Source organism: Oceanobacter kriegii DSM 6294, from assembly GCF_000422845.1.
Taxonomy (GTDB): domain Bacteria; phylum Pseudomonadota; class Gammaproteobacteria; order Pseudomonadales; family Oceanobacteraceae; genus Oceanobacter; species Oceanobacter kriegii.
This window is the reverse complement of sequence record NZ_AUGV01000008.1, coordinates 83,712-98,734: the sequence shown is the minus strand read 5'-3', so window position 1 is coordinate 98,734 and position 15,023 is coordinate 83,712. Positions and strand designations below refer to the sequence as shown.

Below are 15,023 nucleotides of genomic sequence, written 5' to 3'. Positions count from 1 at the left end.
ATCAGTATGCTCCTTCTGACGCCTGTTCAGCGTCGACAATCATATCTGTGGTGTGTGCCAGCTCGCCGAGAATGTAGGTGGCGTTAACAACCCGGTCGTCACCGAGGGTATTGAGCACAAACAGCAGTTCTTTGAGGCTTTTGCAGTGCTGGGTGCGGAAAGCGAGAAAGTCCGTTGCCTTAGGGTCCAGCACAATAAAGTCGGCTTCCATGCCCGGCTTGAAGCTGCCGATACGGTCGTCCAGCGACAGTGCTTTAGCACCACCGAGGGTGGCCAAATACAAGGCCCGGAACGGATCGAGGTTCACATCGCGCAGCTGCTGGATTTTGTAGGCGTCGGCCAATGAATCAAAGGCTGAGAAGCTGCTGCCACCGCCAACATCGGAACCAATACCCACACGAATGCCGTAGTCGTCCATTTTCTGCAAATCGAACAGGCCGGAACCAAGGAACAGGTTCGACGACGGACAATGAGCAACCACGGAATCGCTGTCGGCCATGCGCTGGCATTCGTCGTCACACAGGTGGATGCCATGAGCAAACACACTGCGTTTGCCCAGCAAACCGGCCTGATCGTAAACATCCAGATAGTGCTCGGAGTCCGGGAACAGTTGTTTGACCCAGGCGATTTCATCCTTGTTTTCGGAAAGATGCGTGTGCAAGTACACACCCGGAAACTCTTCTAACAAGCGTCCAGCCAGCTGCAGTTGTTCCGGCGTGCTGGTCGGTGCAAAACGCGGGGTAACGGCGTAGTCGAGCCGATCCTTGCCGTGCCATTTTTCAATCAGGGCTTTCGATTCGGTGTAGCTGGTTTCGGCGGTATCGAGCACGGTGTCTGGCGCGTGGCGATCCATCATCACCTTACCGGCGATCATGCGCAGCTTGCGTTGTTGGGCGACGGTGAAGAACGCATCGACCGATTCAGGGTGCACACTGCCGAACACCAGTGCGGTGGTGGTGCCGTTGCGCAGCAGCTCAGTGCAGAAACGCTCGGCAATTTTGACGCCGTAGTCGTAGTCCTTGAACTTGCTCTCCACCGGGAAGGTGTGGGTTTCCAGCCAGTCGAGCAACTGCGTTCCGTAGGCGGCAATCATCTCGGTTTGCGGGTAGTGGATGTGGCAATCCACAAAACCCGGCATCAGGATTTTGCCGCTGTGGTCGACCACTTCGACGCCAAACGGCAGCTCACCGATCAGCTCGGAATATTCTCCCACCCGTTCGATAAAACCGCCCTCGCCCACCAGCAACAGGCCGTCCTGTATATGGTGAACAGCATCTCCCCCTTCGGCACTCTTTCCTGAAGATAAGGGATCATCCGTGAAGTACAACAAAGTGCCACGAAACGCAGTGGTCATATCAGGAGCCTCGGTAGGTTGAGTAGCCGTAGGGACTCAACAGCAAAGGAATGTGGAAATGTTGGGCCGGGTCGGCCACCACGAACACGATATCAGCGTGTGGATAAAACACCGGCTGACGGTTCTGGGTCAGGTAATCTTCCAGATCGAAGTGAATGCGGTAAGTACCCGGGTTAAGGGTCTTGCCATCCAGCCAGTCGGGCAAGCGACCATCGTCGTTGGTGGTGCCACTGGCGACCGGTGTGAACACCGGCGCGGCGTCATTATCGTCGCTGCTGGTATTGCTCTGGATGCTGAGGCTGACATGAATGCCAACCCCAGGTGCGCCTTTGGCGGTATCGAGTACGTGTGTGCTAATCATGGTGTTTTCCTGCTATCTGTTGGGCCTCAGCCCAGCAGCTTTTCTATTCTGATATGAGTGATTTTGGCTTGTTCGTCGGCAGCGTTTTGCAGCTCCAACGTTCGCTCGTTAAATAAACGGGCTTTCAATAACGCCAGCATCTCTGCGGCACTTTTGCCAGTGGCGCAGACAATAAAAATAAAACCGTAACGTTGTTCGTATTCAGCGTTACCTTGCGCCAGCGCCTGTATCACGTCATCGGAGGCCTGGTTCACGCTCGACTGCTCACCAGCGGCCAGCTGTTTGGTGCTGGCGTATTTCTGCTTCAGCGAGGTCACATCGCCGATTTTTGGGTGACCTTCGAAGGCTTGCAGATAGTCGGCTTCTTCCAGTTCTTGCCAGATTTTGTCGGCGGCATCATACAGGTGTTCGACAGAAGAAAACGGCCGCGCCGCCACCATTCCCTGAACCCAGCGTTCCGCCACGCAACATTGCATAAAGGCGGTGGTCGCTTCCGCTGTGGATAATTGATTCAGTTGTTCGAGGGTCATGATTCAGTGGCCTTTGTGGTAGCGGTATCCGGTAAACCGGGCAGCGCGTCGTGTTCGAGTTTGTCTTTTTTCATCAGGGATTTGAGTGTTGGCAGTGGTACTCCCCCGTGGTTTCTTGAACAGCCACGAGCGGATGGTTGCTGCTCTGCCTGATAAAAATGAATCAGCTGGCCAGCAATCGATACCGCCACTTCCATCGGCAGCTTGCCGCCCACCTCCGCTAAGCCCACCGGACATTGCATCGACGCCAGCTGTTCCTCGCTGATGCCATTGGCCTGCAGGCGGTGACGGAAGCGTTTGGATTTGTTGTCGGAGCCGATTACACCGACAGAAGCAAACCTGTTCAGCTTCAGCGCGGTTTCGGCCAGACGATAATCGAGCGCGTGATCGTGGGTCAGAATCAGCACCCGCGCACCCGCCGGAGCCTGTTCCAGCAGCTGCTCGGGAATCTCTGGCTCCTGCACCAACACACAGTCGATATGAGCTGCCAACGCCTCCTGTGGTGGAAACATGTTCGGGCGGTTGTCGATCCAGCGTGTCGCCACCGGCAGCTGCCCCAGAATCGTCATCAACGCCTTGGCCACATGGCCCGCTCCAAACACCAGCAACTCGGCGGCACGAGCGGGATAGCTTTCGAATAACAAGGTGGCGTAACCGCCGCAGCACTGACCAGCGTCGGCACCCAGTAACACCTGTTTGATCAGCTGTTGGTTTTGGTGATTTTTGGTTGGGTCGATCAGCAGCTCACGGGCCTGATGCACCGCCTGAAATTCGAGTTGGCCGCCGCCAATGGTGTCGATCACATCGTCAGCCAGCACCAGCATCTTGGTGCCGGACGCCCTTGGGGTAGAGCCCCCCGTGCTGATCACTGTGACCAGTACATGCGGCGTACCATTGCGTTGGCATTCGGCCAATGAGTCGGACCAGATTTTCATAGTTCAGCCTCCTGATTCAGGCTGGTTTCCGCCAGCTGACGCTGAACATCCATCACGGCTTTTAGCACCCGTTCTGGCGTGGCCGGAGCATCAAGGTCCGGGCTGATGGTGTAATCCGACAGGCTGCTGACGGCATCGCGCAGGGCCGACCAAACGGAAATGGCCAGCATAAACGGCGGCTCACCCACGGCCTTGGAGTTGTACACCGTGGCTTCGTCGTTGGCGTGTTCGTACAGTTCAACATTGAACACCGGCGGCGTATCGCCAATGGCCGGAATCTTGTAGGTCGCCGGGTTATTGCTCAGCAAACGGCCGTCTTCGTGCCACACCAGTTCTTCGGTGGTGAGCCAGCCCATGCCTTGGATAAAGCCGCCTTCGATCTGGCCACGGTCGATGGCCGGGTTAATGCTGCGGCCAACGTCGTGCAAGATATCCACACGAGTGACCTTGTATTCGCCGGTCAGGGTATCCACCAGCACCTCAGACACCGCGGCGCCCAAAGCAAAGTAGAAGAACGGACGGCCCTTGGCCTGATCGCGGTCGTACCAGATTTTCGGAGTGCGGTAATAACCGGTTGATGACAACGAGATACGGCCGACGTACGCGGCCTGAACCAGCTCGGCGAAGGTCATTGTTTCAGGTTCGTTTGAGTCGTCAGAAGACCCCCAGCTCACCATGCCGTCTTCCATCACGATGGATTCTGCCGTCAGCGGGTTTTCCGCTGTCGATTTTTCAGCAACGAGAAACTCCACCAGCCGCTGTTTCAGCGTCAGTGCCGCGTTCTGAGCGGCCTTGCCGTTGAGGTCGGTGCCGCTGGACGCCGCGGTTGGCGAGGTGTTCGGCACCTTGTCGGTGCGGGTGGCGGTGACCTGAATGGACTCCAGTTTCACACCCAGGGTCTGCGCCACAATCTGGCCAACCTTGGTGTGTAAGCCCTGGCCCATTTCGGTACCGCCGTGATTCACCTGAATCGAACCGTCGGTGTAAATATGAATCAGCGCCCCGGCCTGATTCAGATGCTGCAAGGTGAAAGAAATGCCGAATTTAATCGGTGTCAGCGCCAGGCCTTTTTTCAGGATAGGGCTGGTTTTGTTGTACTCACGGATGGCCGTGCGGCGAGCGCGATAGTCACTGCTGTCTTCCAGCTGTTCGATGATTTCCGGAAGGTAATTGAACTCGACCTGCTGGTGATACGGCGTCATCGAACGCTCAGGGTTAACCGAATCTGTGCCATACAAGTTGAGCTTACGAACGTCGAGCGGGTCCTTGCCCACCGCGCGAGCAATATCGTCCATTGCCCGTTCGATAATCATCATGCCTTGTGGGCCACCAAAACCACGGTAGGCCGTGTGCGATACCGTGTTGGTCAAGGCACGATGACCGGCAATACGGGCGTTAGGCAGGAAATAGGCGTTGTCGGCGTGGAACATGGCGCGATCGACAATGGCGTCGGACAAATCCGGCGAGTTACCGCAGTCGCCAATCACTTCAATGTCTGCCGCCTGAATCAGACCTTCGGCGTCGATGCCAATGCGGTACTGGTTGGCAAACGGATGGCGCTTGCCGGTCATGATCATGTCGTCCTGACGAGGCAACCGCAGCTTCACCGCCCGGCCGGTTTTGTCGGCCAGCAGCGCCGCCAAACAGGCCCACTGGGCCGCCTGACTTTCCTTGCCACCGAAGCCACCACCCATACGGCGCATATCCACCGTCACCCGATTGAGCGGAATATCCAGCACTTCGGCCACCAGCTTTTGTACTTCGCTGGGATGCTGGCTGGAGGTATACACCAGCATGCCGCCTTCTTCGGTTGGCATCGCCAGCGACACCTGCCCTTCCAGATAGAAGTGCTCCTGACCACCGACATGCTGTTTGGCTTCCAGCACCTGTGCCGATTGCGCAAAGGCGGCATCGACATCACCAAGCGTCATGTAATGGCTGGGTCGCACCAGGCTGTTTTTGGCCACGGCTTTGCGAGGGTCCAGCAGTGGCTGGTTGTATCCAGCGGCCGACGGGTCAAATTCAATCACGGCTTTCTGCGCCGCTCGGCGTGCCTGCATTTCAGTGCTGGCGGCCACAACAGCTAACACCTGTCCGAAGAATTTCACTTCGGTGGAGGTCATCAACGGATCACCGGGGAACACCGGGCCAATGTCTTTATGACCAGGCACTTCGTCGATGGTCATCACAGTGACCACACCCGGACTGGCTTTGACGGCACTCAAATCGAGCTTGCTGAGAGTACCTTTGGCTATCGGGCTGCGAATCACCGCGGCGTACAAGCCGTTGGCCGGTTCAATCAGGTCATCAACGTAGCGGGCGCTGCCACTAACGTGCTGCACCGCGCTTTCGTGTTTTGAGGGCTTGCCAACAGCACCAGTCACCAGACTGACACCGGCACGCTCCTGCTGAGAGGTTGCCGAACCCAGCGCCTGTGGGTTCGGTTCATTGTTCTGGGTAGACGCCAATTCAACCTTACGCATGGGCGGATACCTCGCTTGAGACAGTCACGGCTTGTTCCGGCTGTTGATATTCCAGCACGGCGCGGGTCAGCAGATTCTGAACCAGTTGCAGCCGGTATTCCGCCGTGGCTCGAACATCCGTTAGTGGCTTGAGGGTATTGGCCAACTCGGCCTGCGCCGCCTTGATGCCATCCACGGTGGCGGGCTGACCAATCAGCGCCTGTTCGGCAGACTCCACTCGTAACGGCACTGCGGCCACGCCGCCAAAGCCCAGTCGGGCATCGACGATCAGCCCGTCTTCAACCTTGAACATAACGGCCGCCAGCACCGCAGAAATATCGTCTTCGAGGCGTTTTGACACCTTGTAGACCCGGCGATGCCAGTCGGTTTTATTGAGCGGAATTTCAATCTCCGTAATCACCCCGCCTGCTGGCAAGGTGGTCTGGCGGTAGCCGGTAAAGAAGCCATTCACAGGGATAACCGTTTTCCCTTCGGCGGAATGCACATGCAGCAAGGCGTCCAGCGCCAGCAGCACTGGTGGGGTATCGCCGATGGGCGAGGCATTGGCGACGTTGCCTGCCATGGTGCCCTGATTACGCACCTGCAACGCCGCAAAGCGCTCCATCATGTTGGCAAATTCCGGCAACACTTGCTGGATATACGGCATGGCTTCCGACAGCGACACGGCACCGCCAATGGTCAGGGACGCGTCGTTCAAAGAGACGGTCTTCATCTCTGCTACTGAGCCTGTGTACACCAGCACATCCAGCGGTTTGAGCATCTGGGTGTATTCCAGCGCCAGATCCGTGCCGCCTGCAACCAGCCGCGCCTGTGGATATTTCGCCAGCAGACCGGTTAATTCGTTAATGGATTTGGGAGAGAAAAAATGTCGTTCTGAAGAGTGTCTTTCTGAAGCTTCACTGACCGAACCGGAAGATGGATCTTCTGAACGCAGCGCCATCAGCTGCTCCCAGGTATTGGTTTCCTGCTGGTCGAATTGATCGCCTTCAAACGAATCCGAGCGGGCTTCGCTCAACACATTGGCAGCCGCATCAATAATTGGCCGATAACCGGTACAACGACAGAGATTTCCGCCTAACGCCAGTTCGATCTGGTGACGTTGCTGAGTTGGATTTACCGGATTGGCAGGATCAAATGACTGCACCGCTTGACCTGACGCAGCAGACTGATTCTTCTGCAACGCAAACAGCGACATCACAAACCCCGGCGTGCAGAATCCACACTGGGAACCATGACAATCGACCATCGCCTGCTGGGTATTGTGCAGCTGGCGACCCTGCTTCAGGTGCTCAACCGTAATCAGCTGTTTACCATGCAAGCTGCCAACAAAGGTGATGCAGCTGTTGGCGCTTTTATAGCTGAGTTTTCCTTCAACATTAGAAGGTTCAGCGATGACCACAGTACAGGCACCACAGTCGCCGGATGCACAGCCTTCCTTGGTGCCGCGTTGCACCTCGACGGTGCGCAGGTATTCCAGAATGGTCAAATCCGGAGCAAGTTTTTCAATTTCCTGAATCTGGTCATTCAGCAGAAAACGAATCACACGGTTGTCCTCCAATTGCCCGGTAGCATCACCAAACAATCCATAAGCTTTTGATTTTTATTGGGAATTTTTCTTTGTTCCGTTTTTTCCCAAGGGCTTCGTCAAATATGCGCTGTAAAAGGTCCTGAGACCCGGCAAAACCTGACCGATCGGTCATGTATTGCATTTAATATACCAGCCAATCAGGATGATCGATAAAAAAGTTTCTGACCAATTGGCCAGCTTTTTGCTGTGCAGCTGGGACGACCCAAAACGACAACGAATCTGGACCGACACCAGAGAGGACGCTTCTGTGCCAACCCACCCGCAACCGCCGCGCCTGAGCCTGCGAGGCATCACCAAGCAGTACCCCGGCTGTTTGGCCAACGACGACATCCACATCGACATTGCTCCCGCTGAAATCCACGCGATTCTGGGCGAGAACGGTGCGGGTAAAAGCACCCTGATGAAAGTCATCTACGGTTTGGTAAAGCCCGACCGGGGTGAGCTGCTGTGGGATGGTTTGCCACTGGATGTAAAAGACCCGGCCCACGCCCGTAAGATGGGCATTGGCATGGTGTTCCAGCATTTCTCGCTGTTCGACACCCTCACCGTCACCGAGAACATCGCTCTGGCACTGGGCGACGACGCCAAAGACCTCGACGAGCTGGCAGAGAAGATTCGTACGGTATCGGAAAAATACGGCATGGCGATTCAGCCAGACCGCGAAGTGCATACCCTGTCGGTGGGTGAGCGCCAGCGGGTCGAAATCGTTCGTTGTCTGGTGCAGAACATCAAGCTGCTGATTCTGGATGAGCCCACCTCGGTACTGACGCCACAGGAAGTCGACACCTTGTTCGTGACCCTGCGTCAGTTGGCCAGCGAAGGCTGCTCCATCATGTTTATCAGCCATAAGCTGCATGAAGTAAAAGCCCTGTGTCACAAGGCAACGGTATTGCGGGCTGGACGGGTGTCCGGTTCCTGCATCCCGGCCGAGCAAGACACCACCAGCATGGCGAAAATGATGGTCGGTGACGACACGCCGGTCAGCACCACCTATCCAAAAACCCTCGGTAGCAAACCGACCCTGCAGGTTAGCAAGCTGGATTTGCCCAGCGACGATCCATTCGGCGTGCACCTGAAAAACCTCAATCTGACTGTTAATGCCGGTGAAATCGTTGGTATTGCCGGCGTCGCCGGTAACGGTCAGGAAGAACTGCTGGCCAGCCTCAGCGGCGAACATTTGAGTCCGGCTGGCAGCATTGTGTTTAACAGCGTCGATGTCGCCAGACTGACCCCGGAAAAGCGCCGCGAACAAGGGCTGGCGTTTGTACCGGAAGAGCGTTTGGGCCGTGGCGCAGTACCGGAAATGAGCCTCACCGAAAATGCCCTGTTGACCGGCTTCCTGACCAAGGTTGGAGGAAAAAGGCTGGTTCAAAAGGGGTTAGTGTGTTGGAAGAAAACCGAAGAATTCGCCGACCAGATCATCCGTGATTACAAGGTGAAAACCGCCGGCCGCCACGCTCAGGCTGACAGCCTCTCGGGCGGTAACCTGCAGAAATTCATCATCGGTCGCGAGATCATGCAGAACCCGAAACTGCTGATCGCCGCCCACCCGACCTGGGGGGTCGACATCGGTGCTGCCACTGCCATTCACAAGGCCCTGATCGAGCTACGTGATCAGGGCGCGGCGATTCTGGTGGTGTCGGAGGATATCGACGAACTGTTCCTGATTTCCGACCGCATCGGCGCTATTTGTGATGGCCAGCTGTCGCCTTTAACCCCGACCCCGCAATCATCCATTGAAGCACTGGGCCGCATGATGGCCGGTGATTTCTCTGCCGCTGACGAATCCACTGGCGCCGCCGCAGCAACCGAAGGGAGCACCCTCTGATGATCAAACTCGAACCTCGTGGCGAACGCTCCCGCCTGATGGCCTACCTGTCGCCGGTACTGGCGATTCTGCTGACCATGCTGACCGGCGTGATTCTGTTCAGTCTGCTGGGCATTGACCCATGGCACGCACTGGTAACACTGCTGTATACGCCAATTTCTGACGTCTATGGCTGGACCGAACTGGCCGTTAAAGCCACCCCGATTCTGCTCTGTGCGGTGGGGCTTTCCGTGGTGTTCAAAGCCCAGATCTGGAACATCGGTGCCGAAGGTCAGCTGCTGATGGGCGGCCTGTTTGGCAGCTTTATGGCGCTGCAACTGATCGACGTGGAAGGTCTGTGGGTGCTGCCTGTGGTACTGGTGGCCGGTGTGATTGGCGGCTTGTTCTGGGCCGGTATCGCGGCGCTGCTGAAGGTGAAATTCAACACTAACGAAATCCTCACCACCATCATGATGAACTACATCGCCCTGAATATTCTGCTGTGGGCAGTGCACGGGCCAATGAAAGATCCGGACGGCTACAACTTCCCGGAATCCGCCATGTTTGGTGATTCCTCGCTGATGCCAATCTTGATTGAAGACACCCGCGTGCACTTTGGTCTGGCGCTGGCGCTACTGGCCGTAGTGGCGGTTTGGGTACTGATGAGCCGCGCCTTTATGGGCTTTCAGATTCGCGTGATGGGTCTGGATGCCAGTGCCGCAAGGCTGTCCGGTTTCAAGGAAAAGCGACTGGCATTTTTTGCCCTGCTGCTGAGCGGTGGTCTGGCCGGTCTGGCGGGCGTTAGTGAAGTCACCGGGCCGATTGGCCAGCTGATTCCAAGCATTTCACCGGGCTACGGTTACGCCGCCATTATCGTGGCCTTCCTTGGTCGTCTGCATCCGGTCGGCATTGTGCTGGCCACTTTCCTGATGGCGCTGTTGTACATGGGCGGTGAAATGGCACAGATCGAACTGGGCCTGCCGCTGGCGCTGACCAGCCTGTTCCAGGGTCTGTTGCTGTTTTACCTGCTGGCCTGTGACGTTCTGATTGGCTTCCGTCTGCGCTGGATCAGCAACACACCCGGTGCTCAAGGCAGCAGCACGGCACCGGCGCAACCACTCTCCACTACAAACACCTCAGCACAGGGATAAGTCGCCATGGATATCGATCTGATTACCAACGTTCTGTATGCCATGGTGCGCACCGGCACCCCGCTGTTGATCGTCGCGCTGGGCGAACTGATTTGCGAAAAGAGCGGCGTGCTCAACCTCGGTCAGGAAGGCATGATGCTGATGGGCGCCGTGGTGGGTTTTATTGTCACCCTCACCACCGGCAGCCTGGCACTGGGCTTTTTTGTCGCCATTCTGGCGGGCATTCTGATGTCGCTGATCTTTGGTTTTATCACCATGGAACTGAGCGCCAATCAGGTGGCTACCGGTCTTGCGCTGACCATTTTTGGCACCGGCCTGTCGGCCTTTATTGGCGCCGGATACGTCGGCAAGCCGGTTGAAGGCCTCGACCCGATTTATATTCCGGTACTCACCGACCTGCCCATCATTGGCCGAATGCTGTTTGGTCAGGACCTGATTGTGTACCTGTCGTTTGCACTGTTTGGCGGCGTTTATTGGTTTATCAACCACTCCCGTCCGGGGCTGATTCTGAAAGCCGTCGGCGAGAATCCTCACTCAGCCAACGCCATTGGTTTGCCAGTGTTCAAAACCCGCTATCTGGCGATTGTCTTTGGTGGTGCCATGGCCGGTCTGGCCGGTGGTTACCTGTCGCTGGCCTACACCCCGCTGTGGGTAGAAAACATGAGCGCCGGTCGCGGCTGGATTGCACTGGCTCTGGTGGTATTCGCCAGCTGGAAAGCCGAACGGGTGCTACTAGGTGCCTGGCTGTTTGGCCTTGCCTCCATTCTGCATCTGGTATTCCAAGGGCTTGGCTTCTCGGTATCACCCAACCTGCTGGCGATCCTACCGTATCTGGCAACGATTCTGGTACTGGTGGTGCTGTCCAGCAACCAGAGCCGTAACCGACTGGTAGCACCAGTGTCGCTCGGCAAACCGTTTTATGCCAAGAGCTGAGCTCGGGCGTCGGGAATCCTGACTGTAGGGTGCGCACAGCGCACCAGCATCCTGGTGTAGGAGAAATCGGGACGCGTAGTCTTATTCCCGATAGATTTTCGGGAATGAATTCCCTCCTACAAAATACCGCCGTAGCCGCGCTCGGTTTTGCGTATTCGAGAATCGCGCATCAAGATGAGCCGATATTTTCAAAGAGCGAACCGGACAACCAGCCATGGATGGCTGGTTAGCGAAGTTGAAACAGGGAGGTTGAATCTTCGCGTGTACGAGAGAGCATGCAGAAAATATTGAATCGCGAATCGGAAGCGCAAAGCAGAGGGGGTGGCCAGCCGCCGGGGAGAGAAGTTCTCCCCAAGAGGCAAAGGTTGTTTCCCGTTTGAACCACCGCAGGTTGGCCCAGCGCGTTCCTGACGCGCGATCCAACGGTGAGGTTTTACCCAACCTGCCTGATCCATCCGAATAAACCGTAGGTCGGATTCATCTGGTGCCGCAGTACCTTTGAAAACAGCAACTCTCAGTACCCAAAGCCCAGCACCACCTGACAAGGCCGAAATATATGTCTAACCCAAACACTTTGTGGATCGCCAACCCACTGGCGATCCAAACCAACACCGAAGCAGACTCTGATAACAGCGCTGCTGGCGGTCTGGTGATCCAGAACGGCAAGATCATTGAACTGGTCGCAGCGGGCTGTGAACCCACCAGTAATTACGACCAGAAATTCGATGCCAGCAAACTGGTGCTGATCCCCGGTTTGATCAACACCCATCACCACTTCTATCAGACCCTGACCCGTGCCCTGCCCGCCGCGCTGAACAAAGAGCTATTCCCGTGGCTGCAAACGTTGTATCCGGTATGGGCCGGGCTGGAACCGCAGATGCTGCATCAGGCCACCAAGCTGGCGTTAACAGAACTGCTGCTGTCCGGTTGCACCACCGCGGCCGACCATCACTACCTGTTCCCGCAGACGCTGACCGACGCTATCGATGTACAGGTGCAAGCAGCGCAGGAAGTCGGTATCCGTGTCACTCTAACCCGAGGCTCCATGAGTCTGGGACAGGACGACGGCGGCCTGCCACCGCAGCATGTGGTGCAAACCGAAGACGCCATTATGGCCGACAGCGAGCGCCTGATCGGCCGTTATCATGATGCCTCTGAAGGCTCGATGGTGCAGATTGCGCTGGCACCCTGTTCACCCTTTTCAGTAACCCGCGACATCATGATCGCCAGTGCCGAACTGGCGCAGAAACACAATGTGCGACTGCATACGCATTTGGCCGAAACCCTCGACGAAGAAGCCTTCTGCGAAAAGATGTTCGGCCTGCGTACAGTGGATTATCTGGAAAGCGTTAACTGGCTGCATAACCGCACCTGGCTGGCCCACGGCATTCATTTTGATGAATCCGAAATCCAGCGGTTGGGTAAAGCAGGCGTGGGCATCTGCCACTGCCCAAGCTCCAACATGATGCTGGCTTCCGGTATCTGTCCGGTGAAAGACCTCGAAGCCGCCGGTAGCCCGGTGGGCATTGGCGTCGATGGCTCCGCCTCTAACGACTGCTCGAACCTGATTCAGGAAGCCCGCCAGGCCATGTACCTGCAGCGGCTGAAATACGGTTCGTCCAACGTCACCCATCAGGATGCCATCCGCTGGGCCACACAAGGCTCAGCCAAAGTGCTGGGCCGAGCGGATATCGGCACGCTGGAAGTGGGCAAACAAGCGGATCTGGCGCTGTTTAATCTGGACGAGCTGCGCTTCTCTGGCAGTCACGATCCATTGGCGGCGCTGCTGTTGTGTGGCGCTCATACCGCCGACCATGTGATGGTGGCCGGCGAATGGAAAGTACAAAACGGCGAAGTGTTGGGTGTGGATATCCGCAAGCTGCGGGCTGAACATCAGCAAGCCGCCGAGCAATTGGCTGCCAAAGTTTAAAGCTTGAGCCAGTGGCGGGCGGCGCCCGCCACTTCAACGACAGACACATTCGCATCATTCGTCAGCATTGCTCGTTCGGGTCAGTATTCCGCTTCCTTGCTACTTGATCCACAGGCTCCGATTGAATAAAGTGACCACTTGGTCAACTTTTTGCTTAAACAGGCCCCTCATGTCTAACCTCACCTACTCCATGGACTACCCCGTCAGCTGGGAAGAACTGCACCGTAACGCCCGCGCGCTGTCACTGCGCCTGCTCGACAAAGGCCCATGGAAAGGCATGATTGTGATCACCCGTGGTGGTCTGGTACCCGCAGCCATTCTCGCCCGCGAGCTGAACATCCGCCTGATCGACACCATTTGTGTCACCAGCTACAAGCCATCCAGCGACGACGATTCGACCCAGAACAAACAGGGTGAGATTGAGTTGTTAAAAGGTGTGGAAGGTGATGGCGAAGGCATGCTGCTGATCGACGATCTGGTCGATACCGGCAAAACCGCCCGCTATGTGCGCGACATGCTGCCGAAGGCTCACCTGGCAACGATTTATGCCAAGCCAGCAGGCGTTGGTCTGGTGGATACCTTTATCACCGAAGTCAGCCAGGACACCTGGATTCGCTTCCCGTGGGATATGGAGTACACCTTCTCAACACCGTTGGCTGAGCGTCGGTAACAATCAGGTGTGAGGTGGGCACCAGTGCCCACCCTATCCAATCGGCAAAGCCCATTCGCAGGCAAGCCAGCTCCTACGGTTGTGTGGGCATTTAACATCTCTGTGATAGCTCAATGGCAAAGCTGCATAGGATGGTGCGCTTGCGCCCATCAATTCAATCGGTAGCAAGCTACCTCCCACACAGGCATAGCTGATTCGCAGGCAAGCCTGCTGCTACAGTTCAGATGCCAGGAATAAGTCTACTCGGCCCCTTCGGTAAACACTGCCAACGGGTCGGAGCTGTCAATCGCCAAACTCACCTGAGCGCCAGGTTTGACGCTGTTTTCGTGGTTCACCCGAATTCGCAGTTCCCGTTGGCTGCCGTGTAGTTCGGCGGCCAGCAGGCGGCTGCCGCCTTCAAAGCGGGACCACTTAACGTTGGCATTAGCCGGCGCAGCGCCACTGTGGTTGATCACCAGGTCGTCCGGGCGTATCAGGACGTCGATGTTGCCGCCGTCTTTGACGCTGCCGTGCGGTTGTACCAGCACGGGGCCAAGTTCGGTGGTGGCCTGATTGCCTGTCAGGGTAGCAGGCAGGAAGGCAGCTTCGCCGAGGAAGCCTGCAATAAAGCGGTTGGCCGGTTGGCTGAAGCATTCTTCAGGCGAGGCCATTTGCTGCACTTTACCGGCTTTGAGGATGCCAACCCGATCGCCAATCGACAGCGCTTCGTGCTGGTCGTGGGTAACCCAGATGGCCGGTACGGCGGCTTCTTTCAAGGCCTGACGGATGTCCCAACGCAGGGTGTCTTTCAGTGCGGCGTCGAGGTTCGACAGCGGTTCATCCAGCAGTACATAAGACGGCTGATGCGCCAGGGTACGCGCCAGTGCCACACGTTGTTTTTGGCCACCCGACAGCTGGGTTGGTTTGACGTCGCAGAATTGCGACAGTCCCAGCAGCTCCAGCCAATGTTTGGCGAGGCTAATGTCTTTCTGGCGGAAGCTGACGTTTTCCAGCACGGTCAGGTGCGGGAACAGGGCGAAGTCCTGAAACATCATGCCGACGTTACGCTTTTCCGGCGGCACCATTTTGGTGGATGACGCCGTCCAGTTACCAACGCTGATGCTGCCGTCGCTGACCGGAATCAGCCCCGCCAGCGCTTGCAGAATGGTGGTTTTACCGCAGCCGGTAGGACCAACCAGCATCAGAATTTCGTCATCACCCAAGGTGAAGTCCACGCCATCCACCACCCGGTGGTTGCCGTAGTTAATACAGAGGTTGGATACGTTCAGCATGGCTGCCCGA

Annotated in this window: 12 protein-coding genes; 5 read left to right on the top strand and 7 right to left on the bottom strand. The window is 56.8% G+C overall.

Going from position 1 to position 15,023, the window contains the following annotated elements; genetic code table 11:
* Position 1: 1 nt before the first annotated feature.
* From guaD to xdhA, 6 genes are read right to left on the bottom strand one after another with little or no spacing between them, the layout of a single operon-like run.
* The gene (gene guaD / locus G516_RS21420) at positions 2-1,354 is read right to left on the bottom strand and encodes a guanine deaminase (protein ID WP_051219027.1); all 1,353 of its coding nucleotides are present in this window, start codon (positions 1,352-1,354) and stop codon (positions 2-4) included.
* A 1-nt stretch (position 1,355) separates the two neighbouring features.
* Complete coding sequence (gene uraH, locus G516_RS24950; protein WP_028293014.1) at positions 1,356-1,715, bottom strand: hydroxyisourate hydrolase; 360 nt, start codon at positions 1,713-1,715, stop codon at positions 1,356-1,358.
* Positions 1,716-1,741: 26 nt separating this feature from the next.
* Positions 1,742-2,245 carry a 2-oxo-4-hydroxy-4-carboxy-5-ureidoimidazoline decarboxylase gene (uraD, locus tag G516_RS0106815; RefSeq protein ID WP_028293013.1) on the bottom strand — a complete coding sequence of 168 codons (504 nt, stop codon included), beginning with the start codon at positions 2,243-2,245 and terminating at the stop codon, positions 1,742-1,744.
* Complete coding sequence (gene xdhC, locus G516_RS21415) at positions 2,242-3,180, bottom strand: xanthine dehydrogenase accessory protein XdhC (protein WP_051219026.1); 939 nt, start codon at positions 3,178-3,180, stop codon at positions 2,242-2,244. Before xdhC ends, uraD begins: the two co-directional genes overlap by 4 nt.
* Positions 3,177-5,663 (bottom strand): xanthine dehydrogenase molybdopterin binding subunit, encoded by a 2,487-nt coding sequence (gene xdhB / locus G516_RS21410; protein ID WP_084644918.1) that lies wholly within the window; start codon positions 5,661-5,663, stop codon positions 3,177-3,179. Before xdhB ends, xdhC begins: the two co-directional genes overlap by 4 nt.
* Positions 5,656-7,206 carry a xanthine dehydrogenase small subunit gene (gene xdhA / locus G516_RS0106800; protein ID WP_028293012.1) on the bottom strand — a complete coding sequence of 517 codons (1,551 nt, stop codon included), beginning with the start codon at positions 7,204-7,206 and terminating at the stop codon, positions 5,656-5,658. Before xdhA ends, xdhB begins: the two co-directional genes overlap by 8 nt.
* Before the next feature lie 187 nt (positions 7,207-7,393).
* Between xdhA and G516_RS0106790 the strand changes: the two genes are divergently transcribed.
* The 5 genes from G516_RS0106790 (at position 7,394) to gpt (ending at position 13,742) form a co-directional block, all read left to right on the top strand.
* Complete coding sequence (locus G516_RS0106790; RefSeq protein ID WP_084644917.1) at positions 7,394-9,079, top strand: ABC transporter ATP-binding protein; 1,686 nt, start codon at positions 7,394-7,396, stop codon at positions 9,077-9,079.
* Entirely contained in the window at positions 9,079-10,209 is a 1,131-nt protein-coding gene (locus G516_RS21405) for an ABC transporter permease (protein WP_211225075.1), read from the top strand. The genes G516_RS0106790 and G516_RS21405 overlap by 1 nt, the downstream gene beginning before the upstream one ends.
* Before the next feature lie 6 nt (positions 10,210-10,215).
* Complete coding sequence (locus G516_RS0106780; RefSeq protein ID WP_028293010.1) at positions 10,216-11,142, top strand: ABC transporter permease; 927 nt, start codon at positions 10,216-10,218, stop codon at positions 11,140-11,142.
* 556 nt (positions 11,143-11,698) lie between these two features.
* A complete protein-coding gene (locus G516_RS0106775) occupies positions 11,699-13,072 on the top strand; it encodes an 8-oxoguanine deaminase (protein WP_036535054.1) in 1,374 nt (457 codons plus the stop codon).
* Positions 13,073-13,241: 169 nt separating this feature from the next.
* Positions 13,242-13,742 carry a xanthine phosphoribosyltransferase gene (gene gpt / locus G516_RS0106770; RefSeq protein ID WP_028293008.1) on the top strand — a complete coding sequence of 167 codons (501 nt, stop codon included), beginning with the start codon at positions 13,242-13,244 and terminating at the stop codon, positions 13,740-13,742.
* A 239-nt stretch (positions 13,743-13,981) separates the two neighbouring features.
* Here gpt and G516_RS0106765 read toward each other — a convergent pair whose 3' ends face one another.
* Positions 13,982-15,013, bottom strand: a complete 1,032-nt coding sequence (locus G516_RS0106765) for an ABC transporter ATP-binding protein (protein WP_028293007.1) — start codon at positions 15,011-15,013, stop codon at positions 13,982-13,984.
* Positions 15,014-15,023 lie beyond the last annotated feature (10 nt).